Annotated in this window: 13 protein-coding genes; all 13 read left to right on the forward strand. The window is 48.3% G+C overall.

What is annotated here, in order from left to right; translation table 11 throughout:
- The first annotated feature begins 4 nt into the window (after window positions 1–4).
- Window positions 5–649 carry a DUF4290 domain-containing protein gene (locus A3GG_RS0111140; RefSeq protein ID WP_018359364.1) on the forward strand — a complete coding sequence of 215 codons (645 nt, stop codon included), beginning with the start codon at window positions 5–7 and terminating at the stop codon, window positions 647–649.
- Window positions 646–1,953, forward strand: a complete 1,308-nt coding sequence (murA, locus tag A3GG_RS0111145; protein WP_018359365.1) for a UDP-N-acetylglucosamine 1-carboxyvinyltransferase — start codon at window positions 646–648, stop codon at window positions 1,951–1,953. Before A3GG_RS0111140 ends, murA begins: the two co-directional genes overlap by 4 nt.
- 2 nt (window positions 1,954–1,955) lie before the next feature.
- Window positions 1,956–2,486, forward strand: coding sequence for a ribosome maturation factor RimM (locus tag A3GG_RS0111150; protein ID WP_018359366.1), 531 nt, complete (start codon window positions 1,956–1,958; stop codon window positions 2,484–2,486).
- 15 nt (window positions 2,487–2,501) lie between these two features.
- The gene (locus tag A3GG_RS0111155) at window positions 2,502–3,812 is read left to right on the forward strand and encodes a sigma-54-dependent transcriptional regulator (RefSeq protein WP_018359367.1); all 1,311 of its coding nucleotides are present in this window, start codon (window positions 2,502–2,504) and stop codon (window positions 3,810–3,812) included.
- Complete coding sequence (locus A3GG_RS0111160; RefSeq protein ID WP_018359368.1) at window positions 3,809–5,014, forward strand: sensor histidine kinase; 1,206 nt, start codon at window positions 3,809–3,811, stop codon at window positions 5,012–5,014. Before A3GG_RS0111155 ends, A3GG_RS0111160 begins: the two co-directional genes overlap by 4 nt.
- A 316-nt stretch (window positions 5,015–5,330) precedes the next feature.
- Entirely contained in the window at window positions 5,331–5,660 is a 330-nt protein-coding gene (locus tag A3GG_RS0111165; RefSeq protein ID WP_018359369.1) for a hypothetical protein, read from the forward strand.
- A 41-nt stretch (window positions 5,661–5,701) separates the two neighbouring features.
- Window positions 5,702–8,017, forward strand: coding sequence for a TonB-dependent receptor (locus A3GG_RS0111170; protein WP_018359370.1), 2,316 nt, complete (start codon window positions 5,702–5,704; stop codon window positions 8,015–8,017).
- Between the two features lie 17 nt (window positions 8,018–8,034).
- Window positions 8,035–8,706 carry a hypothetical protein gene (locus tag A3GG_RS0111175; protein WP_018359371.1) on the forward strand — a complete coding sequence of 224 codons (672 nt, stop codon included), beginning with the start codon at window positions 8,035–8,037 and terminating at the stop codon, window positions 8,704–8,706.
- A gap of 12 nt (window positions 8,707–8,718) precedes the next feature.
- Complete coding sequence (locus tag A3GG_RS0111180) at window positions 8,719–9,720, forward strand: hypothetical protein (protein WP_018359372.1); 1,002 nt, start codon at window positions 8,719–8,721, stop codon at window positions 9,718–9,720.
- A gap of 107 nt (window positions 9,721–9,827) precedes the next feature.
- Complete coding sequence (locus A3GG_RS0111185; RefSeq protein ID WP_018359373.1) at window positions 9,828–12,137, forward strand: outer membrane beta-barrel protein; 2,310 nt, start codon at window positions 9,828–9,830, stop codon at window positions 12,135–12,137.
- Between the two features lie 121 nt (window positions 12,138–12,258).
- On the forward strand, window positions 12,259–13,872 hold the full coding sequence (pyrG, locus tag A3GG_RS0111190) for a CTP synthase (protein WP_018359374.1): 1,614 nt from the start codon (window positions 12,259–12,261) through the stop codon (window positions 13,870–13,872).
- Between the two features lie 18 nt (window positions 13,873–13,890).
- Window positions 13,891–15,756: a membrane protein insertase YidC gene (yidC, locus tag A3GG_RS0111195; RefSeq protein ID WP_018359375.1), complete on the forward strand. Its 1,866-nt coding sequence runs from the start codon at window positions 13,891–13,893 to the stop codon at window positions 15,754–15,756.
- A gap of 186 nt (window positions 15,757–15,942) precedes the next feature.
- On the forward strand, window positions 15,943–16,181 hold a 239-nt coding region (tnpB, locus tag A3GG_RS13230), incomplete at its 3' end, for an IS66 family insertion sequence element accessory protein TnpB (RefSeq protein WP_018359376.1).

Here is a 16,181-nt window from a genome sequence, read left to right on the forward strand (position 1 = left end):
TAGCATGATAGAGCAAGATTATTATACAGAGAACAAAGTTCTTATCCTTCCCGAGTACGGTCGCAATATCCAGAATATGGTGGAGCACTGCCTGACCATCGAGGATAGGGAAGAACGTCAGGCGTGTGCCGAGTCGATTATCGAGACCATGAATATGGTATCGGGTAGAGATAAGGAGCGCGACGACTACTGGCAGGTTCTCTGGGATCATCTATATATTATGTCGGACTTCAAGCTGGATGTAGACTTCCCTTACGTAGTTACTACACGAGAGGAGTTCGAGACCAAGATGAAGTGCGCCATGGTGAATGAGCAGGCTACGAAGCCTGCCTATCGCCACTATGGTAAGATCGTAGAGCGGATGATTGAGGAGGTGTTGTCGCTTCCCGAGGGAGCTGAACGAGATACACTTGCTAAGGAGACCGCCCTCCAGATGAAGCGTAGCTACATCCAGTGGAATAAGGAGACGGTCACCAATGCTAAGATATTCGCAGATCTCTTTGAGCTATCTGAGGGCAAGATTTATCTCGATGAGATGATCTGCTCACTCCCAGAGGCCAAGGAGCTACTTCAGCCCTCACCACAGCTCTCTAGTAATGGCGGGCTTTTGGTAAGGAAGGTCAATAAGAATAAAAAGAAGAAGAGATGAGTTCGTTTGTTGTAGAAGGTGGGCATCAGCTCCACGGTGAGATATTTGCTCAGGGTGCTAAGAATGAAGCGTTGCAAGTGATATCAGCAGTATTACTTACCGATGAAGAGGTCAAGATCAGTAATATCCCCGATATCCTAGATGTCAATAATCTGATTCAGCTCCTTATGGATCTCGGTGTGAAGGTGCGTAAGCTATCGCCTGATACCTATACCTTCAAGGCAGACGATGTTAATCTCGACTTCGCATACTCCCAAGACTTCCTGAGGGCGAGTGGTAAGCTTAGAGGAAGTGTTCTACTCATCGGACCGCTCCTCTCTCGTTTTGGCAAAGCTTCTATAGGTAAACCAGGAGGAGATAAGATAGGGCGTCGTAGGCTAGATACCCACTTCCAAGGCTTCATCAATCTAGGTGCCAAGATGAATTACGATACCAAAAAGGAGCTCTTTAGTATCGATGTAGAGGAACCACTCAGAGGCACTTATATGCTCCTCGATGAGGCATCGGTCACTGGTACGGCGAATATCATCATGGCAGCCGTGCTTGCCGAGGGTGAGACCACCATTTACCATGCCGCCTGTGAGCCATATATTCAGCAGTTATGCCGAATGCTAGTCCGTATGGGTGCCAAGATAGATGGGATAGGCAGCAACCTCCTAACTATTCATGGGGTGGCTAAGCTAGGCGGTACCGAGCATCGCCTACTTCCCGATATGATTGAGGTAGGCAGCTTTATTGGCATGGCGGCCATGACCTCCTCCGAGATTACTATTAAGGAGGTCGAGACCCGAGAGCTCGGAATTATCCCCAATGCCTTCCGCCGCCTTGGTATCACTATCGAGGAGCGCGGCAACGACCTCCACATCCCTGCACAAGAGCGTTACGAGATAGATAGTTTCATGGATGGCTCTATCCTCACTATATCTGATGCCCCTTGGCCTGGGCTCACGCCTGACCTTTTGAGCGTCCTCCTCGTAACCGCTACTCAAGCGCGAGGGAGTGTCCTTATCCATCAAAAGATGTTTGAGAGCCGTCTCTTCTTCGTCGATAAGCTCATCGATATGGGTGCGCAAATAATACTATGCGACCCGCATAGGGCTACTGTGATAGGGCTTGATCGAAAGTTTAAGCTCCGCAGTGGCAATATGATTTCGCCAGATATCCGTGCCGGAATTGCGCTACTCATAGCAGCCATGTCGGCCAATGGCACTAGTCGTATTGATAATATCGACCAAATAGACCGAGGCTATCAATTTATCGACCAGCGCCTCAATGATTTGGGGGCAATTATTAAGCGTATCTAAGTATGCCGAATCCCTTCCCAACCATAGACCCTAAGCAGCTAATTGCTTATGGCAAGGTGCGTCGTACCCATGGCAATCAGGGAGAGGTTATCCTTGCCCTTGTATCACCGGCTTTTGAGGTGCTAGAGCCCCAATTTTTATTCTTACTAATCGACGAAATCCCCGTCCCCTATAGGCTCGCTAGTATTCGGGGTGGGGGAGAACAGTTTATCATAGGTTTTGAAGGCGTAGACTCCCTAACGGATGCAGAAACTCTTGTGGGTCTTGAAGCGCAGATACACCAAGACGAGCTCCCCGAAGAGCACAGCAATATCTCCCTTACCTTTCGCGACTATCAGTTACAGCATGTTGGGGGCGAGCTTATAGGGCGTATAGTGGACATCGATAGCTCTACCACCAATATCCTTATCCTTATAGAGCGACCCAATCATTCCGAAGTCACCATCCCTCTAGTAGAGCAGTGGATTGCGTCTATCGACGATCACCACCGCATCATCACCATGGACTTCCCTCTCGAATTATTAGATCTCTAATCTTTCCCTCTCACTATGCAGCCTATATTGGTCATAGACGATGATTCCGCAGTCAGGGCTTCGCTCTCGCTGCTTCTCAAGCGTTCGGGCTATGAAGTCCTTATGGCCAACAATCCTACAGAGGCTCTTGATATTGTCCGCAGAGTAGCCCCACAGGTGGTACTCATGGATATGAATTATACCCTCTCCACTACAGGAGAAGAGGGGCTCGAACTCCTCCAAAGAGTCAAGATATTTGCGCCCCATTCCCCAGTTATACTGATGACTGCTTGGGCAAGTATAGAGCTGGCAGTGAGGGGAATGAAGCTAGGGGCTTTTGACTTCGTCTCCAAGCCTTGGGAGAATCGTCAGCTCCTCAAGACGATAGAGAATGCCATCAGCATCTCCTCCGAGACTCTTCACTCAGAGAGTGACCCCAATTTCCCCAACATCATAGGGCGCTCACCCGCCATGCAAGAGCTACTGCGTACCGTGGCACGCATTGCACCTACCACTGCTTCCGTATTGATTACGGGAGAGAGTGGCACTGGCAAGGAGCTGATAGCCGAGGCGATACATCAGCATAGTAAGCGAAGCAAAGAACCCTTCGTAAAAGTCAATCTCGGTGGTATCTCTCAGAGCCTTTTCGAGAGCGAGATGTTTGGACATAAAAAAGGCGCCTTCACTGATGCGTATGCCGACCGTAAAGGTCGCTTCTCACTCGCAGATGGTGGCACCATATTCTTAGATGAGATAGGAGAGCTCGATGCCTCATGTCAGGTAAAACTACTGAGAGTGCTCCAAGATCAGACCTTCGAGGTATTGGGTGATAGTAAACCTCAGAAAGTGGATGTACGTGTGGTCAGTGCCACCAATGCCGACCTTCGTAGTATGGTAGCTGAGGGGATCTTCCGTGAGGACCTCTTCTTCCGTATCAACCTCATACAGCTCCGTATCCCTGCACTCCGAGAGCGTATCGAGGATATCCCGCTACTCGTACAGCACTTCGCCCATAAGATGAAACGCAGCATCACATTTGCCGATGATGCAATGGTACTCTTGCAGAGCTTGCCTTATCCGGGTAACATCCGCGAACTTAAGAACCTCGTAGAGCGAGCTATCCTTATGTCGCCCAACGATACCATAACTGCTCGAGACCTCCGCCCCCTAGTGAGCCACACCACGCCCGCATCCTCCACTCAGAGTGGCAAGACGCTCGAGGAGATAGAGCGCATAGAGATAGAACGGCAAATAGCACTGCATAATGGCAATCTTAGTCGGGTAGCCAAAGCCTTGGGGCTCAGTCGTGCGGCTCTTTACCGAAGGCTCGAAAAATATGGACTATGATACGAGTCCTCGTTATACTCTGCGCTCTTCAGGCTTTAGTCCTTATCGTCCTGCTCTTCTTCTACTATCGTAGTGCGGTACGCCCTATGCGTGCAATTGTCAATGGTATGAACCTCCTCAAGGCTCAGGACTTCAGTAGTCGGCTCAAGAAGATAGGACAGTCCAATGCCGATGAGATTGTAGAGCTCTTCAATAGACTAATGGAGCAGCTCAAGGAAGAACGCCTCAAGCTGAGAGAGCAAAACGAGTTTCTCGACCTCCTAGTCCACGCCTCTCCTCTTGGTGTAGTCGTCCTCGACTACGACGATCGTGTGGTGCAAATCAACCCTGCGGGGCAGAAGATTCTAGGGGTTTCTAGTGGGTACGAAGGCGAGAGTCTCCGAGTGTTTTCCCTACATTCAGCATTTGATATCTCTACAGTGCCACTTAAGGGTACCGACACCTTTTACCGCACAGACGGTTCCATATTTAAGGTGTCCCATGCTGCCTTTGTCGATCGTGGCTTCAAGCGCTCTTTTTACCTAATAGAGCACCTTACTGAGGAGGTTCGTAGGGCAGAGCGCAAAGCGTACGAAAAGGTCATACGTATGATGGCACACGAGGTGAATAACTCTGTAGCTGGTATCACCTCTATCCTAGATACCTCCACTCAGATACTGAGAGACGAAGAGCCCGAGCTTGCCGAGGCACTGGGGGTATGCCTAGAGCGTTGCTACTCTATGAGCAACTTCGTTTCCCGATTCGCTGATGTGGTCAAGGTGCCTAAGGTGGAGCGTAAGTTGATAGATCTCAATCAGCTCCTGCGGGATCAGCAAAGTCTCTTTGAGAGTCTCTGCGGAGCCAAGCAAATTACGATTGAGTACCAGCTCGACCCAGAGGTAGGTGAGCTCCTCCTCGATGCACCACTAATGGAGCAGGTGATTATTAATATCGTGAAAAACGCTATTGAGAGTATTCCTGCGGAGGGTAGAGTGCTCATTCGCACATCGGCACAAGAGCGCGTCTTAGAAGTCATCGATAATGGCGTAGGTATCCCTAAGGAAGTCGAAACCAAGCTCTTCAGTCCATTCTTTAGTACCAAACCCCAGGGTCAGGGCATAGGACTCTTATTTATCCAAGAAGTGCTTATACAGCATGGTTTCTCTTATAGTCTTCGCACCGATTCCGAGACCTCACTTACCCATTTTACCCTAGGCTGGTAAGCCCAGATTGCCATTGGTTTACACGCACTTACGGTTTCTATAACCGCTACCATACCTCTCGCACATCTCCGCTCTACTTCTTACGAGTTTTTTCTCGCCATATCAGCGAAATTTATTCCTAGGAATAAATTTATTTTTCTCTAGGAATAAAGATATTTATCTGTACAAATAAATTTATTTATTCCTAGGAATAAATTTTTGACCTTGCGCGACCTGTCCTCTCGGCTAGCGCTAGTACAGACGGGTAGTCTCGGTTTATGATAATAAATGTTAGGGGCTTGGTGGTGTGCATAGATTGGTATATCTTTGTCTGTGTATGAGAAAGATTGATGTGAAAAGAGCAAATAGGCTGGGTGCGCTACTGATGCTGACCGTGATGGTCTGGCTTGGTGGAGCACTTATAGCGCATACGCTTTCGCACCATCATATCCATGAGCATCTCCACGCAGAGCATTATTCTGATGGAGACGATGACGAGCAGTGTATGCTACTTGTCTTTGTGGCTTCACCTTTCTCGATTGTTGAGACTTCCGATGTCCCAGTTGCTGCCTATGTAGGGCGCCTCGTCTTGGGGACAATTTATACCGATACTTTATTTTCAGGGCTATCTGCCCATCCTACACTCCGTGCACCGCCTGTTTGCTAATCATTATAGGATTGGTAAATACAACGCATAGAGTTTTCCAAATGATACATATTTATAAGAGGCTAACATCGGTGGTCTCCGTCTTCTGGCTACTAGTAGTTGCACAAATACCACTAGCAGCTCAGGAGCAAGGATTCCGACTACAGGTGGTAGATTCGGAGGGGTTACCCCTCCCCGGTGTCACAGTTCGCTATGCCGATAGCGGAACTATCACAGACACCAAAGGGTTTGCAACAGTTCCTACAGGGCTGAGCAACCACCAACTGATTACATTTAGCTATATCGGATTTGAAAATCAGAGTTTTACACTAGCGGCACTTCAGTCGCTTCACCCTAGGGTGGTACGTATGCAGATTGCCCAAGCGCAGTTGCACGAACTGGTGGTTACTGCAGAGGGCAATCCGATACGCCGTGAGACCGTCGGGCAAAAACTATCTTCGCTAGCCCTTCAAGAAGGGGTGGGAAGTAGTCTGGGTGAGGTGCTGGAGGGTATCCGTGGAGTGAGCCTAATCAGTACGGGTACTTCGGCTAGCAAACCTGTTATCCATGGTTTGCATGGTCATCGCATACTGATTCTCAATAACGGAGTGCGCCATACCAGTCAGCAATGGAGTAGTAGCCATGCTCCTGAGATAGACATAGCTCAGGCAGGGCGTATCTCGGTACTCAAGGGTGCCGAGAGTGTACGGTATGGTGCCGATGCTCTAGGTGGCGTGATACTTGTGGAGCAGAACCCCCTTCCGTATCATCATGGATGCCTTGTTGGCGAGGTGACCCCTTTCTTTCAGAGCAATGGGTTAGGCTTTGGTCTTAGTGCAGGACTAGAAAGCAGCTTGGGTAGACAGGGCGACTGGGCTTGGCGACTACAAGGAGACTACGCCAATAGTGGCGACAAACGTAGTGCTAAGTATCTCCTCAATAATACTGGACAGAGGAGTTGGAGCGGACAGGGTGCTATTGGTCTGCAAAATGACCGTGTGCAGGTAGAGCTCTTCGTGAGTCACTTGTGGGAGAAGGAGGGCGTATTTTTCGGTGCTCAGATGGGTAATGTAGACCTACTGAGAGAGCGGATAGAGGCTGGACGCCCAGCCGATGAGGTGATTACTCCTTTCTCCCGTAAGATTGATTATGGCTACCACATGGTTAATCATACTCTAGCCAAGCTCTCAGGGCATTACCATATCGATAGCTATCATACACTAAAGAGTCAGGTGGCGTATCAGCGCAATCAGCGTGAAGAGTACCACCTCCGACGCAATAAGCTGAGCGCAGTGCCTGAGATGGCTTTGGTACTCCATAATGTACAGGGCGAATTGCAGTGGCGCTACGATAATAAGCATGGGTGGCAAGCCGAAGCGGGATGGCTGGGGAGCTTTACCAACAACTACAATACTCCAGGAACCGGTGTGGTACCTATGATTCCCAATTATACTGAGGGAGGTTTAGGGAGCTATGCCCTAGGAAAGTATGCCACCGACCGATGGGGCGTAGAGGGTGGTGTCCGCCTAGATGCTAATAGGATAGAGGCTGTCGGTATCAATTATGATAGTGAGCCCTATGGCGGAGTAGAGCGTCAGCGTAATATCACCTATACTCTCGGCGGATTTGCGGAACTGACTAAGGGACTTACCCTAAGGAGCCAGCTCGGCACGGCTTGGCGCTCTCCGCATGTGGCAGAGCTCTATAGCAATGGTCTGGATCAGGAGAGTGGTATCTATGTGGTAGGGCAAGAGGGACTGAAATCGGAGCGAGCACTCAAGTGGATTGCCTCTCTGGGTTATACCCATCAGTACTTCCAGCTGGATGTGGAGGGTTATCTCCAATGGATTAATAACTATATCTACCAAGAGCCTACGGGCGAGGTGCACCGACTAGTCTCGGGAGCCTATCCGCTCTTTAGGTACAAGCAGACCTCTGCCACGCTTCATGGCTTGGATGCTGAAGCAACCATTACGCCACTTCGTTGGCTAAGTTACAGCGTGACTGCTGGGATGATTTGGGCTTCGGAGCGCAGCACAGGTCGTTACCTGCCCTATATCCCCCCGCTTAGGATAGGGCAGGAGCTCAAAGCCTCTTTCGGTAGTGGATACTTTGCCCTTGAGCATAAGTATGTGGCAGAGCAGAAACGCTTTGATCCTGAGACCGACCTTATCCCTTATGCGCCGCCCGCCTACCATCTCCTTGGTTTGCGAGCAAGTTATGAGCAGCGGCTGCGGGAGAAATGCGGGAAGCTCACCTATACCTTTTCGGTAGAGAACCTACGGAATAGAGAATACAAAGAATACACCAATAGGGCGCGCTATTATGCCCACGACATGGGCATCAATGCTCGCTTTGCGGTGCGTTATCAATTTTAGTTGTCAATAAATAGGATATGAAAAAGATTATTTCGATGCTCACACTGAGCACCCTACTACTAGTGGTCGGCTGTAAGCCAGAGGCTCCTAATGACGAGACCCAGGAGAAAAATCATCAAGACACGCACAAGGTGACAGTGGTATTTACCCCCGGCAAGATGGAGGGCAATAAGTTTGTCCCGGTATCTTCGTTGGGAAAAACCTTGAGCTTTACTGCTTCGGCAGAGAGTGCTTGGAAGCCCGATAATACGATACAACCCATCCAAGGGGTTAGTTATTTCGTGCAGGTTAAGCACTACTCCAAAGCAGGCGAAGAGCTAAATAGGGAGTATGCCACCAATGGCGAGGACTTAATCCACCAGCATTTCTTTATCCCTAATAAGATCAAGTCGGAAAAGGCTCTTGAATGGATTAGTTACCAATACCTAGATACCAAACCTTGGGATGCCCCTATCTCCACCGATGCCGAGGTGATAGGCACCAAAAATCCTATAGGTCTCAAGGGAGTGATGGTATTTAAGCAGGCAGGGCGTGAGCTACAGATTTGGCTCCGATTGCTCCATGCGAGGGGCTCTAAGTTTAGTAGTGCCAATGTTGCCTCACCCTTTTATGCTCCTGGCATGTGGACGGCAAATGGGGCTTATGACCTAGATTTGAATTTTGATGTTGAAGTATTACCCAATAATTAATTACAGAATAAGATGAAGAAGATTTTATACACGCTACTCGGAGTAGTAGCACTTGCTTTTACTGCTTGCCAATCACAGGATCAGCCAGATGAGCACAGCGAGATTGTTTTCTCCAATCCACTACAAATCCCTACCGAGATTGCCAAGATAGAGGTAGTCGCTATCGAGGGGCACCTCCACGGCACTTATGGTTTCCATGAGAGTGCTGACCCTATAGATCAGAAGTATATGAAACGCTTCCACAAGTTTGTCTTTGAGAAAAAAGGAAATGCCTTCGAGCTTACTAAGGAGGGCAATACCAAGCTCTTTGCCGTAGGAGGGCTAGAGGATGAAAATGGTCACCACGACCATGCCGATGGAGATGCACATGACCATTCGGGGCAAGAGGGCACCGCTGCTTACGGCTTCTGGATTGATTACTTTGATGCCAAGGGCAATAAGATTACCTCCAAGATTTTGGAGCAGGGACAGCAAAATAGCCGCCAGCACTTCTTTGTGGCTCGCCACATGGCACCTACCTTTGATGGCGATATCGCAGAGATCAAGGAGCACAATGAGCAGCACAAGTTTATGGACTACATATATTGTGATACCGACCCACTTATGAGCCGAATCAAGGATGGCGCTAAGATTATCGGCACCGATAATCCTGTGGGACACAAGGGTTACTTCTATTTCTTCGTGCCACGCTCCGAATTTACACTTGATATAGTCCTGAGCGACTTCGGAGGCAAAGAGAAGACACTCAAGGGAAGCCCGAGGGAATTCTTCCAATATCCTGCTGGGGCTAAGGATCTAGTACGCCTTAGTATTCCAGTCATCGTCTACGCTCATGGCTATGAGGCTATCGAAGAGGATACCCTAGAGGAGGCACTGAAAAACCCTGCTTCCAAGAAGTACCTAGAGTCCGTAAAGCGCGCCTATAATATCACTATCGAGGAGGCTTTCCAAGCTGTACACAATAGAATAGAGGGCGATATCCCACCCCACAGTGACGCTGGGTATTGGTTTTAACACTTGAGTGAATGCAATCATCATATTTGAGGGGCGACCGCAAGGTTGCCTCTCTTTCTTTTTTTATTATATTTGCCCATATCATTAATAACTATTCAGCCACGACTATGACCAAATATAATATTCGGCTAATACTATTTGTCATTACTGGATTACTTGCGACCCATGTATTGGCGCAGAGCTATTCGGGAGTATTAATAGATAAGGAGAGTAAGGAGCCTGTGGATCTTGCCACTGTGGTATTGCTCTCTAATGACTCTACGGCAATCGCTGTGGTGCCATCAGACCAAGGCGGACACTTCTCACTCTCTGGAGATGGGGCTAGGTGGCTTCAGGTTTCGCATATATTATATGAGAGTATGCGCCTAGAGCTACCCAATGGATTTCAGGATACGATATACTTGGATCAGAAGTCGGAGCTGCTCTCAGAACTAGTGGTGAAGGCAGAGCGACCCATGATGAAGCTACTAGAGGGTGGCATACCAAGCTACGATATCGATGTACTCTTTGAGAAAAGCACCGTGACTACAGCTTATGAGATGCTGAGTAAGCTACCAGGCATGAGCATGGAGAATGGCGTGCCTAAGCTGGTGGGAACTAATGGGTATACCCTCGTGATAAATGGGAAGCCCTCCAATATCCCTCAGGATCAGCTACTCGAGATGCTCAAGACGATCCCTGTGCAGATGGTGGCGAATGTAGACATATCCTATGCACCTATTGCCAAGTATAGAGCGAAGGGTGCCTCTATCAATATTGTGCTGAAGCAACAGTCCAAAGATAAAGCACTGAGCGGGCTCTCTGGTCAGCTATTCGGCACTTATACCAATGAGTATTACAGCCGCTACAATGCAGGTGGCAATATTACTTATAGTGATGCTAGTGGATTTTCGGTCACTGGTAACTACAAAGCAGAATGGGGTAGTCAGTACACTGATATGACTTTTGATACCCAGCCATTTGGCACGAATAGTGGGTTCCATATCAATAATCATGGAAGGTGGAGTCCGACACAAAGTCATACTGCCTTTGTAGACCTTTCGTATGCCAAGGAGAAGCACAATATCTCTGTCAATTATTACGGCAACTTTTCGCCCAACGATAGATATATAGAGCAGAATAGAAAGAACCCTGACCCACTTGATCGGGTGCAGAACTCGTCAGATAATACGCACCATGCCGCTCTGGAGTATATCTATAATGACCATCTGATGGCAGGGGCTTTTTATACCAATTACAACCAACGCAAAGATGTGCAATATGGACTGGAGCGTACGCCATTGCCTAATAGGGCTTTGTCCTACTCTATGGATCAGAGGTCTCAAGTAATAGGAGTGCACGTAGATAATAGCCACAAGCTAGACAGCGGCTGGGGTGTGGAGTATGGCAGTAAGTTTTCGTTCTCCAATACCATAAATAGACAACTCCACCGAGTGGCACAAGGCAAAGGGCTTTCGGAGCCAGCTATGGAGCAGACCAGTCGGGAACTACTCGCTGATGCTTATGTGGGTGTGAAGAAGCAGTTTACACCAAAGTTGAATATGGGGCTTACCCTTATTGGCGACTATGCAAAGTACTTTGGACATGAGGAGAACTTCCAAGTGATTCCGCAAGCGAGTCTGATGTATCAGATATCCCCTGAGCATATTCTGCAATTCACGCTCAATTCGGAAAAGAAATATCCTGCCTACTATGAGCGTGAGCCATTTACCACGATACACAGTGAGTATCAGCAGTGGCAAGGCAATCCTGACCTCCGACCTTATGTCTCTTACAAGGGACAACTCGTATATATACTGAAGAGTAGATATATTTTTATATTGGGGGATACATACAATCCTAATTACTTTGTGCAACTAATGTATCTTGATCCTAAGATTAATCAAATTGTATATAAGACTTGGAATTGGAACTATAGCAACTCTCTAAGTCTTGCAACAGTACTTCCGCTACCACAGACCTCTTGGTGGCAAGGTAAACTTACTATGAATGGGCAGTTTAACTCAGTAAAGATGGATATCCCTTATGAGGAAGCACTGGAGCGGCATCGCTTTATGTTTTTCGCTTCGCTGACGAATGACTTCGTGATAAGTGAGAAGCACAACCTTACTGCGGGGCTAGATGCTAGTTATATCACTGGCGGCATGCAGGGGCTCTACACATTTGATGATATTATTGGCTTGGATGTGCGTATGAAGTGGATGAGCCAGGACAAGAAGTGGAGTGTGACGCTAAACGGGGATGATCTACTGAATAGGGCTACGCCTAGGATCAAGGTAGACTACGGTATTCATAAGTTTGAGTTTGTGCCAGCTACTTTCGGCAGGAGTGTATCGCTTGATCTCCGCTATACCTTTGGTAGCTTTAAGAGCGAGAAGACGCCCGGACAGCTCAATACAGACCGCTTCGGTATGTAATCCAATAAACTGCCAGCAGATTTGGTGATGATAAGTCGCTAATTTTGGGTAACTTTGCGGGCGTTGGTAGGTGTGTCCCTACCTTTTTACGTATTATCAATAGGCAGAAGGATTTTTATTTATGAAGCGCGACGCAAGATATATCTTTGTGACTGGTGGCGTGGTATCGTCTTTGGGTAAGGGTATTGTGGCAGCATCGCTCGGTAAGCTATTGCAGAGCCGTGGGTATAGTGTCACTATCCAGAAGTTTGACCCATATATCAATGTGGATCCAGGTACGCTCAACCCCTACGAGCATGGCGAGTGCTATGTGGCTGAGGATGGGCATGAGGCAGACCTAGACTTGGGGCACTATGAGCGTTTCTTGGATATCCGTACGTCTAAGGATAATAATGTGACTTCGGGTAGAATATACCAAAACGTTATTCAGCGCGAGCGTAAGGGTGACTTCCTCGGTAAGACGGTTCAGGTAGTCCCCCACATCACCGATGAGATTAAGCGCAATGTGAAGCGCCTAGGGCTTACCGGGAAGTATGACTTTGTGATTACCGAGATTGGTGGTACCGTAGGTGATATCGAGTCTCTGCCTTTCCTCGAGAGCGTACGACAGCTCAAGTGGGAGCTGGAGGATAAGTGTATGGTGGTGCACCTTACTTATGTGCCTTATATCAAGGCGGCAGGCGAGGTGAAGACTAAGCCTACTCAGCACTCTGTGAAGCAATTGCAGGAGGAGGGGATTCAGCCAGACATGCTGGTGCTTCGTACTGAGATGAAGCTCGACGAGGGTATTCTCAATAAGGTAGCATTATTCTGCAATGTGCCTAAGCGTGCTGTGGTACAGAGCTACGACGTGCCTTCGATTTATGAAGTACCGCTCGTGATGCAGGAGCAAGACGCTGACGAGGTGTTGCTCCGTAAGTTCGGCATGGAGGTAGGTCCTAAACCAGAGTTGAAGGATTGGCGTGCCTTTTTAGACCTAAAGAATAACGCCAAGGAGGAGATATCCATAGGGCTAGTTGGTAAGTACGTAGAGCTCCAAGATGCATATAAGTCTATCGACGAGGCGCTTCAGCAGACCGCTATTTACAATGGTCGGAAGCTCCATCTCGTACATCTGCAGTCGGAGAACATGACAGACGATAATATTGCTGAGATGCTCAAGGGTATAGATGGCGTTATAGTGGCTCCTGGCTTTGGTCAGCGCGGTACTGAGGGTAAGCTGGTAGCGCTGAAGTATTGCCGTGAGCATAATCTGCCTACTCTCGGGATATGCTTAGGCATGCAGATGATGGTCGTAGAAGGCGCAAGGAATGTGCTTGGGCTTGAGGGCGCTCACTCTTCCGAGATAGAGCCGAATACCGCTTATCCTGTAATTGATCTAATGGACGACCAGAAGTCGGTAGTCAACCTCGGTGGTACCATGCGCTTGGGTGCTTATGACTGCCACCTAATGGCGGGAAGCAAGGTAGCACAGGCGTATGGCAAGCTCGATATTCGTGAGCGCCACCGCCACCGATATGAGTTCAATAGCAAGTATGAACAGGCGTTTGAGGAAGCCGGTTTTGCTCTTACGGGGAAGAACCCTGACAGCGGACTAGTAGAGGTTATAGAGCGTCCCGAGCTTGATTGGTATATCGGCGTACAATTCCACCCCGAGTATTCTAGTACCTTAATTCATCCTCATCCACTCTTTATGTCCTTTATGAGAGCGGCTATTAAGCACTCGGAGCAATAATACGATTACAGAACATAGATGGATAAAAATACAATCACAGGCTTTGTACTGATGGGACTTGTGCTGGTGGTCTTTACTCTGCTGGGTAGACCATCTAAGGAAGAGCTGGAGGCACAACAGCGGTACAACGACTCGATCGCACAGATCCACCAACAAGAGATTGCCGAGGCTGAGGCATTGGCAGCGAAACCAGCGACTGACGATGCCGGATTGGCAAATCTTACGCCCGCTGAGCGCGACTCAGTTCTACAGCTAAGGTCGCTACAGAGTTTCGGAGAGCTAGCTAGCGCTTCCAATGGCGTGGAGCAAACCTATGTACTCGAAAATGATAGCGTAGCTTACACCTTTAGTACTAAGGGTGGCTTCTTGGTTGCTAGCGAACTGAAGCAGTACAAGGATTACCTAGGCGAACCCATTAGATTGGTTCGCCCCGAGGATGCCAACTTGGGCTTCAGCTTTGTTACTCGCTCTAATAGAGTAGTCAGCACTAGGGAGCTTTATTTCGTACCTGAGCAAGTAAGCCCTACTCAGTTGAGGATGACCCTTACCGTAGAGAGTGGACAGAAGCTCAGCTTCCTCTATACCTTGGAGCATAAGTATCTATTGGACGTGCAAATAGAGAGCGAAGGCTTCGAGCAGGTAATGGCTCAGAATGCCCCTTACCTCGATGCACACATGAGTCTACCTATCTATCAAAACGAAAAGGCAGCGAAGACAGTGCAGCGCTACTCTGGTATCGCTTACGAGGCAGCAAGTGGAGATATCGAGAAGCTTAGCGTAAGCAAGAGTGTGGACGAAAGCGTAAGCGGTACTGCCAAGTGGTTCGCATTCCGCGATATGTTCTTCTCTTCTATCTTCTACAGTGCCAATGGTCTAGAGCCGGTTCAGCTTATAAGCGATGTCCTAGAGGGTGCCGATGGCAAGCTCAAGCAAATGGAGGCGAAGTGCGTACTCCCTATCGGCGCAGAGGGGATTAGTCTCAAGATCTACACAGGACCTAATGACTACAAGCTGCTAAAGGATATCGATGCACACCTCAAGGATGAGACACATCTTGCCAAGGTGGTAGAGATGGGCGGTTGGTTTCGTTTTATCAATATCTGGTTGGTACAGCCCGTCTTCAACTTCCTCGAGAAGTTCATCAGCAACTACGGCTTGATTATCTTGCTCCTCACCATCTTCATCAAGCTACTACTAATGCCACTTACCTACAAAAGCTTCCAGAGCCAAGCCAAGATGCGTGTGCTCAAGCCTCAGGTAGATGCCATTACAGAGAAATACCCAGGCGAGGAGAATATGATGAAACGCCAGCAGGAGACTATGGCACTCTACCGTAAGGCTGGGGTCAATCAGATGGGCGGCTGTCTCCCTATGCTTCTACAGATGCCTATCTTGATGGCGATGTACCAGTACTTCCCTACGAGTATCAACCTTCGTGGCGAGAGTTTCCTTTGGGCACTCGACTTATCGACTTACGACGATGTTATCAATTGGGGCTTCAATATCCCATTGATTGGCGATCACATTAGTCTATTCTGTCTGCTCATGACGGTGACACAGGTCGCTTATATGAAGATTACCCAAGCTTCCAGTGGACAGGCACAGATGCCGGGAATGAAGTTAATGCCGTGGATTATGGCAATAATGCTCTTCTTCTTCCTCAATGAGAATGCAGCAGCGCTCAGCTACTACTACCTCCTATCTATGCTGATATCTATCTTCCAGACCCAAGCCTTCAAGTGGGGCACCAACGAGGAGAAACTCCTTGCTCAGCTGGAAGCTAATAAGAAGAAGCCTAAGAAGCAGTCTAAGTGGATGGCTCGTATAGAGCAGATGCAGAAGGAACAGGAAAAGATGCTCCGCGAGCAGAAGAAGGGTAAGTAATCCCTAGGCATTCGCTACTAGATATAAGAGGGGCTACGCAAATACCTATTACGGTATTGCGTAGCCCCTCTTAGTATTCACTACTTGCTAGAAAGTAACTCTCCCAAAACGGGCGTATTGTGTCGGTTTATTATTGTAGTCATCTTTGCGGTTGGAAGTTGTTCAGGTATTAGATGACTACGATTTATGTTTAATCTAAATGAAAGCAATTGCTTTTTCCTATTTATTAGTGGCGTTGACTTGAGGAAAGGGTTTGGAGGTTTGGAGGGGATCATTCTTAGAGATGGTCGCAATCCTTTAGAGGGGGATGTGTTTGTGTTTATCAATAGGTCGAGGACTACGATGAAATTGCTCCACTGGGAACGGGGCGGGTATGTGATTTACCATAAACGCCTGGAATGTGGTCGGATAAGCCATAAGGTGTT

Origin of the sequence: Porphyromonas levii DSM 23370, from assembly GCF_000379925.1 — a bacterium.
GTDB classification, from domain to species: domain Bacteria; phylum Bacteroidota; class Bacteroidia; order Bacteroidales; family Porphyromonadaceae; genus Porphyromonas_A; species Porphyromonas_A levii.

Excerpts from the sequence above, each read along its gene's own strand:
- A3GG_RS0111140 (WP_018359364.1), top strand. The coding sequence starts at position 5 with ATGATAGAGCAAGATTATTATACAGAGAACAAAGTTCTTATCCTTCCC.
- murA (WP_018359365.1), top strand. The coding sequence starts at position 646 with ATGAGTTCGTTTGTTGTAGAAGGTGGGCATCAGCTCCACGGTGAGATA.
- A3GG_RS0111150 (WP_018359366.1), top strand. The coding sequence starts at position 1,956 with ATGCCGAATCCCTTCCCAACCATAGACCCTAAGCAGCTAATTGCTTAT.
- A3GG_RS0111155 (WP_018359367.1), top strand. The coding sequence starts at position 2,502 with ATGCAGCCTATATTGGTCATAGACGATGATTCCGCAGTCAGGGCTTCG.
- A3GG_RS0111160 (WP_018359368.1), top strand. The coding sequence starts at position 3,809 with ATGATACGAGTCCTCGTTATACTCTGCGCTCTTCAGGCTTTAGTCCTT.
- A3GG_RS0111165 (WP_018359369.1), top strand. The coding sequence starts at position 5,331 with ATGAGAAAGATTGATGTGAAAAGAGCAAATAGGCTGGGTGCGCTACTG.
- A3GG_RS0111170 (WP_018359370.1), top strand. The coding sequence starts at position 5,702 with ATGATACATATTTATAAGAGGCTAACATCGGTGGTCTCCGTCTTCTGG.
- A3GG_RS0111175 (WP_018359371.1), top strand. The coding sequence starts at position 8,035 with ATGAAAAAGATTATTTCGATGCTCACACTGAGCACCCTACTACTAGTG.
- A3GG_RS0111180 (WP_018359372.1), top strand. The coding sequence starts at position 8,719 with ATGAAGAAGATTTTATACACGCTACTCGGAGTAGTAGCACTTGCTTTT.
- A3GG_RS0111185 (WP_018359373.1), top strand. The coding sequence starts at position 9,828 with ATGACCAAATATAATATTCGGCTAATACTATTTGTCATTACTGGATTA.
- pyrG (WP_018359374.1), top strand. The coding sequence starts at position 12,259 with ATGAAGCGCGACGCAAGATATATCTTTGTGACTGGTGGCGTGGTATCG.
- yidC (WP_018359375.1), top strand. The coding sequence starts at position 13,891 with ATGGATAAAAATACAATCACAGGCTTTGTACTGATGGGACTTGTGCTG.